The organism is Microcoleus sp. MON2_D5 (assembly GCF_036701905.1).
Lineage (GTDB): Bacteria > Cyanobacteriota > Cyanobacteriia > Cyanobacteriales > Microcoleaceae > Microcoleus.
The window spans coordinates 1-7067 of record NZ_JAUBRM010000164.1 but is presented as its reverse complement, the minus strand read 5'-3'; the positions used below and the strand labels follow the sequence as shown (position 1 = coordinate 7067).

Below are 7067 nucleotides of genomic sequence, written 5' to 3'. Positions count from 1 at the left end.
CCGCCTATTACTTGAATTAAACCGTTAATATAAGAAGCATCGCCACCCACAACTCGCCCTAAAATATTGCGGATATTTGGCTGAGAAATAAAGTTAACAATTTGACCGTCTTTGAGTCCAAACTGCTGAAAGCTATGAAAGAGATTAGTGCCGTCTTTTGAGAGCTGTCCCCCCTTGATGTTAAATTGATTGCCGGAGGCATTAACAGCAGTTCCTGTGCCATCGGGAGACGGAGTAATTGGCTGTCCTGTAGCGGCAGGTGAGAACAATAATAAACCTAAAGATACCACCCAAGTACAAGTCAACAGTTGCTGTTGATATCTTTGAGTTATTCTTGTTCTAATCATTAGACTTCTCCGTAAAATAAATTCTTTGCTGAGTGCGCTTAAATTATAATAAAACTTTTTCCTCAAAAAACATGAGTCTAGTTTAAGGTAAGCACGTTAAACAGTGCGCTCGTAGCTCAACTGGCGAACGTTTATAGAATTCATTTGAGATCTAAGCGGCTGCAAGCCCGATCGGCATCAGCCTAATAACAATAGTCCGGCTAGTTTTTAGTTCCTAGTCTGAAACCCTTGATTTTTCCTTGGTAGTTCCATTGCCGAATCGTCTTGAAAGCCATATTCTACGGTTGATTATCTAAAAACTGTCCGAAGTCTTGTAATTAAATAAAAATTAACCTTGACACTCGCATCAACCAGAGTTCTCTCAAAATTAGTGACGAGGATTTTGCACGTCTCTATCCAAGCATTTGCCCGTTCTCTTCCCCTACCTTGCCACAACCGGAAAAAACAAGGATTCGAGGATGATCCACTCTTGGTCTCTGAGGCTGGTAGAGTATGGCATAACTGCTGGATAGGAATTTTGCAGTCTCTTTACTTCAATACAGTAAAAAATGTCAAATGGGTTCTATAAAAGCGATCGCCCTTCTCACTCCCCCATCCCCTGAAGCCCGTGAAGCGTAGCTATCCCAGAGGGAATCGCCCTTTTATCCAAAATCAAAATAAGTAGACAGACAAAAAAATTAGTCCGCCTACTTAATCGCTAACTACAAATCACTCCCACTCGATCGTTCCCGGTGGCTTAGAAGTAATATCGTAAACCACCCGGTTCACCCCCTTAACTTCATTCACAATCCGGTTCGAGATCAGTTCCAACAAATCGTAAGGAACCCGCGCCCAGTCAGCCGTCATCCCGTCTTCACTCTTAATAAATCGCAAGACAATCGGGTAAGCATAAGTGCGCTGATCGCCCATCACGCCTACACTGCGAATCGGCAGCAAAACTGCAAAAGCTTGCCAAAGTTCACCGTACAATCCGTGCCGGTTAATTTCTTGGCGAACAATGAAGTCAGCATCCCGCAAAATATTTAGTCTCTCGGAGGTAACTTCTCCTATAATCCGAATCGCCAATCCCGGGCCGGGGAAAGGTTGCCGGTTCACGATTTCTTCCGGTAGCCCGATCGACCGGCCGACTTTTCGCACCTCATCCTTAAACAGTTTTCGCAGCGGTTCAATCAGCTTAAATCGCAAATCTTTGGGCAAACCCCCCACGTTGTGGTGACTTTTAATTTTAACAGCAACTCGCTCGCCACTTTTCGGGTCTACATTAGTGTCAGCCGACTCAATCACATCCGGATAAAGAGTACCTTGTGCGAGGTAGTCAAAGGGGCCGAGACGCTTCGATTCTTCTTCAAATACGTTGATAAACTCGTGACCAATCCGCTTGCGTTTTACTTCCGGATCGGTAATCCCTTCAAGTTGAGCTAAAAAGCGTTCGCGAGCATTCACATACTCAACGTCAATGTGGAATTGCTCTTTAAATAATTTTACCAACCGTTCTGGTTCATACTTCCGCATAAACCCTTGGTCGATAAACATACAGGTAAGTTGGTCGCCGATCGCCTTATGCAGCAAGAAAGCCAAAGTAGAAGAATCTACCCCACCGGATAGAGCGAGCAAAACTCGTTTATCTCCCACTTGCGCGCGAATTTCGCGAATCGATTCCTCCACAAAAGTAGCGGTCGTCCAAGTCGGTTCGCACTCGCAAATGTGGTAAACAAAATTGCGAATTAAAGCTATTCCCCCGATCGAGTGAACTACTTCTGGATGGAACTGAACGCCGTACAAATTTTTCTCGTGGTGAGCAACAGCAGCAGACGGAGTATTGTCCGTGTGAGCGAGGATCTCAAAACCCGGCGGCAGTTGAGTACAGGAGTCTCCGTGGCTCATCCACATCGTGCTGCCCTCTTCGACATTTGTCAGCAAATCCGTAGGATCGTCAATAAATAGCGATGCCTTGCCGTATTCCGCTAACTTAGATCGCTCAACCGTGCCTCCGAGCTGCTTTACCATCAACTGCATCCCGTAACACACTCCCAACACCGGTATTCCCAAATTCCAAATTTCTGGGTCGCATTGGGGTGCTTTTTCATCGTATACAGAACTTGGGCCTCCTGAAAGAATAATTCCTTTAGGATTGATAGCTTTTAACTGTTCTGCCGTAGTTCGGTAAGAAATAACTTCTGAATATACTTGAGTTTCGCGAATTCGACGAGCAATCAGTTCGGAATATTGCGAACCGAAGTCGAGAATCACGATCGTCTGGCGATCGATCTTCCCCAGAGAAGAGTTTGTGAGAACGGATTCAGTTTCTATTTGAGTAGTCACGGTTATTGGGTAATTGCTAATTGCTAATTGGGCAGAAAGTAGGAGAGGTATTTGTCGCTGCTTCAGTACAATACTGAGGAAGGCGAGCCAGCATTAGTCGCTAGGAATAAATCTTATTTATACTAGATTGCTGTTAGCGATGTTAGTCGATTAATCGGTCACATGACAAGCATAGATTTACTTCGATCCTTACCCTAATTAATTGAATTATTGCTTCAGAAATTGCTTCCCGAAGCAACCTAGTATAATTAAGGCCTAGGGACAAAGAATTATTACTTGTTAAATATTATCCCTGACCGATGTTTTAAACAAAATTCAGGGATATTCACACTAGATTAACAAATTTGGGTCAAAAATGTATCCCCTATGTCACTTGTAACAATAATTTTGCGATCGCGCCCGAACATCACCGATCCCACGGAGATGCGCCGATTAGTGTGAGTAAAAATGCAATCCGATGACCGCAAGTCTATTTGTCGGGCGATGTCGCCGTAAATTCGATCGACCCAATTGCTCCCAAACTCGGCGTCTAAAGCCCGCAGTTGCCCGAGAGCCTCTTCGGCTGTCGCTGCGGCAAAAATTGCGGAACAAGCATCAGCAGGCATTCGGGCCTTAGCACAGTAAGCTGTGAGAATTTCCCTGCGCCCGTCAGCGAGGTGGTGGTGAGTGTGAAAAATTCCCGCCGCCAATTTCATCAGTTTCCCGTGATAGCCAAACAGCAAAATTGACTGCACGCCCTGATATCCGGCCTCTACCAGCAGCGGGCCGAGCCAGTTAGCGGTTTTGACTAGCCTCTCAGGATTAATCCCCAGTTGTCGCGCCAAATCCAAACCGTTTTCGCCGATGCAGAAAACCAAACAGTCAAACAGTTTGGCTTTTTGTTGCAGTTGTTCGCGGTAAACTTCCAACTGTCCAGGGGCACTCAGCGGTTGAGAAATGCCAGTTGTACCCAGCAGCGAAAGTCCTTCTACCACGCCGAAAGCTTCGTTAGAAGTGCGGGTGGCTAGTTGTCGCCCAGACGGCAGAATCAGGGTGACAGTAATTTTTTCTCCCCGTGCGAGTTCTCGGCTCAGATTCGATCGCAACAGCCGCATTGCGTAATCATAGATTGCGGCCCCTCCACCGACTGTGTGACGCCCGATACCTTCACCGCCGAGAATCACAATCTGCTCTCCCTCTCCCCGATTCTCTCCCTCTCTCTCCCTCTCTCCCTCTTCCCAATTCCCCAATTCCACCATTGCCCAAACGGGGGTATTGCGAGTCAGATCGAGATTGTCCCCCGGATCGGAGCGAGTCACTCCTAAAGCGGTACCAGTTTTGAGTACAGACGCCTGTTCGATCAGAATTTCTGCCGTTATTTGCGGTTCCAGTAAATTTACTGATACGCTATCAACAGACTGGATACCATCACGCAAGCACCGCAAAGCTGCAAGTGCGGCCGCACAGGCAAATACTGGCAGTGTATACCCGGATAAAGGTTGAGTTTTTGTCACAATCTAATGCAGAAATCCGTAAATTTACTGAGGCTAGACCTCACGCTGTAGCAATGATACCCCTCAAACATTTAAGCTTAATTTTAGGGTTTGCTACTTTTAGCAGTTAGGGTAATTTTTGTCAAGTAATCATTTTGTCCTACCAGTTGCCGATCTCAGCCACAATTTTTTTGAGGTGCGTTAGCGGAGCTCTCGTAGAGCATCGCCAAAAACCCACTCCGAAGCCTTACTGGCAGGTGCGGGGGATTTCCCTAAACAACCCGGAATCTCGATCGTGAGCGCTGGGACTGAACAAACCGATTCCAGGAATTAGGTACAAATCGTTAGCAGCTATACTCGGCAAGTCGATCGTACTTCCTTCTATAGATTTAGCTAGCCGTAAAGGTTTGAGAGCGGAAGGGAGGATCGGGCGCGAAGTTTGCTTTGGCCCTTGGGGCGACTTGTTTGAGGCGGAATTCGAGCAATTTTTGGCAGGCGAAATGCTGCGATCGCTTCCTTGTTAAGCGCTAAAACCTACTTTTGGACAATTGGCAAATTTATATCTCCCAAGCGGTTGATGTTCCACTAATCGCTTGCCATCTATATTAATAACCATTACCCGGAAGTGCCAGTCTAGCTTTCAAGCTCACATCTTGAAGGCGGGGCTGGTTTTATCTTAACAGGCTAGGTCAGCAATTTTTAGCAGAAAGATTAAATTTTATTTACACCGGCGCGTGAAAAATAATTTAATGGCCAGCCAGCCTCAAACCATTACCAAACCTGGGTTGGACAGTTTTCAATCTAAAATCTACAATCTAAAATCGATTGACTATGGTTGAACCAGTTGCAGAGTTAAATGAACCTCTATCTCTTCAGAGTCCAGAAATAGTAGACCCGAAAATATTTCAGCTCGTTCTCTCTGCAAAAACCGATCTCAAATTTTCTAAAAAAGACGTTCGATCGACCCTGAAAGCCTCAACTCTAGACGGCGTTTTTGCCACTATCTTCGAGTCGGCGACCACCGGGGTGCTGCTGAGCAACTTCTTGCTGCAACTCGGCGCGAGCAGCGTGGAAATAGGTATATTTTCTGCTATTCCGATGGTGGTAAATCTCCTGCAACCGCTAGGAGCCTACATCGCAGACCGCACAACCAGCCGCCGCTGGTACAACCTATTTGTATTCGGCGCGTCGCGGCTGCTGTGGCTGGTGCTCGCGGTGGCAATTGTTTGGGGTTCCCAGCACGCAGACCTCCACCAACTGCTGCAATGGACGCTGGTAACAGTCGTAGCAGCTAGTGTGCTGGCAGCTTTGGCCAATTCTAGCTGGTTCAGTTGGATGGCTGCTGTGGTTCCTCAGCGCTTGCGGGGACGCTATTTTGGCTTTCGCAACAGTGCTGTCAGCTTCATCAGTTTGCTGGGAGTGCCGTTGATGGGATTGGGAGTGTCAACTTGGGACGGCGGTCCAATTTTTGGCTACGGTATTGTTTTATTTGTGGGTGTTTTGGCGGGAATGATTAGTTTGGGGTGTCAATCCTTCATGGGTGATGTGAATCCCCAGGTATACAAAAAAGATGCAGAGAGCGATCGACTTACAGAGAAAAAAGAAAAGCAAATAACAGATTTTGTGCCTTCTGTGCTGAAAGATTCTAATTTTTTAATGTTTATTCTTTACTTCAGTGTGTGGACATTTGCTGTCAATCTCAGCGCGCCTTTTTTTAATATCTACCTGCTGAAAGATTTAAGCTTGGATGTGAGTTTGGTAACGATTTACACCAGCTTAAGTTCCGGCGCAAATCTACTGCTGCTGATGTTTTGGGGCAAGTTGGCCGATCGCTGGGGAAATCGCCCCCTGCTAATTGCGGTTGGGCTGGTGGTAGCGGTAACGCCTTTGTTGTGGTTGGGTACGGGCAATTACCCTTTTGCTCTATGGGTGTGGCTGCCGCTGCTGCACTTGTTGGGGGGAACGACTTTAGGCGCGATCGGGCTGTGTACTAACAATATTCAAATGGAGATAGCGTCGATCGAGCAACCTTCGACTTATTTTGCGATCGCCGCAGCAGTTTCGGGAGTAGCTGGGGCTTTGGGAACTACCGCCGGCGGCTTTCTTGCCGAACTTCCTGGCATGAGTTTGGGAGCAGTGTTTGCCCTCTCGGCTGGTGTTCGCTTGATTGCCCTTCTGCCTTTGGTTTTGGTGCGAGAACCTCGTAGCCAGTCGCTGCGGTCGATCGTCCCCACTTTGGGACGTTTCAATTTAAACCGCGGCTAGGAAATTTCCGCACAAATTTAGCGATCGAGAAACCAGAAAGGCCCACAGATTGTTAAAAACTTCAAGCACATCGCAGAAGATCTGACAGTCGCTGCAACAAATTTTCATCCAAAACATAGTCCAAACCTGCTATGTGTTCGGCCAATACGTCACCATTATCTTGCAGCTAACTGACAAATCGATCGGATATGGCTGTTCTCAAAACTGACCAGGCAGAGCGTAAATCTGTTTAAATGTTTGTTAGCTATGGCATCCGATCGTTACTCCTGTTAGGAGAATCGAGCCTTTTCCCAGAACCAAAGCTACTATTTCAGGCTCTAAATTTTTTACGTTTTAAGAGAATCGAGCCTTTTCCCAGAACCAAAGCTAGGATTTCACGCTGTTTTTTGTTTAAGAAATATAAATAAAATTAACATTTTAATACAGCAAACTAGACTAGATGGTGTTTAAGGACTAATATCCTGAGAATCGAAATAACTCAAGATTGCCCAGCCAGATAACAATTTAGTCGAGCAAGAAATTATGAGGGATCGCGTGAGGTGACAGAAAAATGGGAAGTGGCAATTCTCTTGTAACCGATTACCAATCAGGGTAAGCTCATCTAATTTGGTATAATATGAACTTGACAAAGTTAACAAAATAAGCATAAGAGACTGTGTAG

Annotated in this window: 4 protein-coding genes; 1 reads left to right on the top strand and 3 read right to left on the bottom strand. The window is 46.2% G+C overall.

Features of this window, described 5'->3' with window-relative positions:
• The 3 genes from QUA47_RS29685 to cbiD form a co-directional block, all read right to left on the bottom strand.
• Positions 1-347: two-partner secretion domain-containing protein (locus QUA47_RS29685; RefSeq protein WP_333433455.1), on the bottom strand; the 347-nt coding region annotated here is incomplete at its 3' end.
• Positions 348-1055: 708 nt separating this feature from the next.
• The gene (gene guaA, locus QUA47_RS29680) at positions 1056-2657 is read right to left on the bottom strand and encodes a glutamine-hydrolyzing GMP synthase (RefSeq protein ID WP_445302558.1); all 1602 of its coding nucleotides are present in this window, start codon (positions 2655-2657) and stop codon (positions 1056-1058) included.
• A 347-nt stretch (positions 2658-3004) separates the two neighbouring features.
• Complete coding sequence (gene cbiD / locus QUA47_RS29675; RefSeq protein ID WP_333433453.1) at positions 3005-4162, bottom strand: cobalt-precorrin-5B (C(1))-methyltransferase CbiD; 1158 nt, start codon at positions 4160-4162, stop codon at positions 3005-3007.
• 810 nt (positions 4163-4972) lie between these two features.
• Between cbiD and QUA47_RS29670 the strand changes: the two genes are divergently transcribed.
• Positions 4973-6406: an MFS transporter gene (locus QUA47_RS29670; RefSeq protein WP_333433452.1), complete on the top strand. Its 1434-nt coding sequence runs from the start codon at positions 4973-4975 to the stop codon at positions 6404-6406.
• Positions 6407-7067: the final 661 nt, after the last annotated feature.

Bases quoted from the DNA above. Each gene is read 5' to 3' on its own strand.
- QUA47_RS29670 (WP_333433452.1), top strand. From the start codon at position 4,973: ATGGTTGAACCAGTTGCAGAGTTAAATGAACCTCTATCTCTTCAGAGT.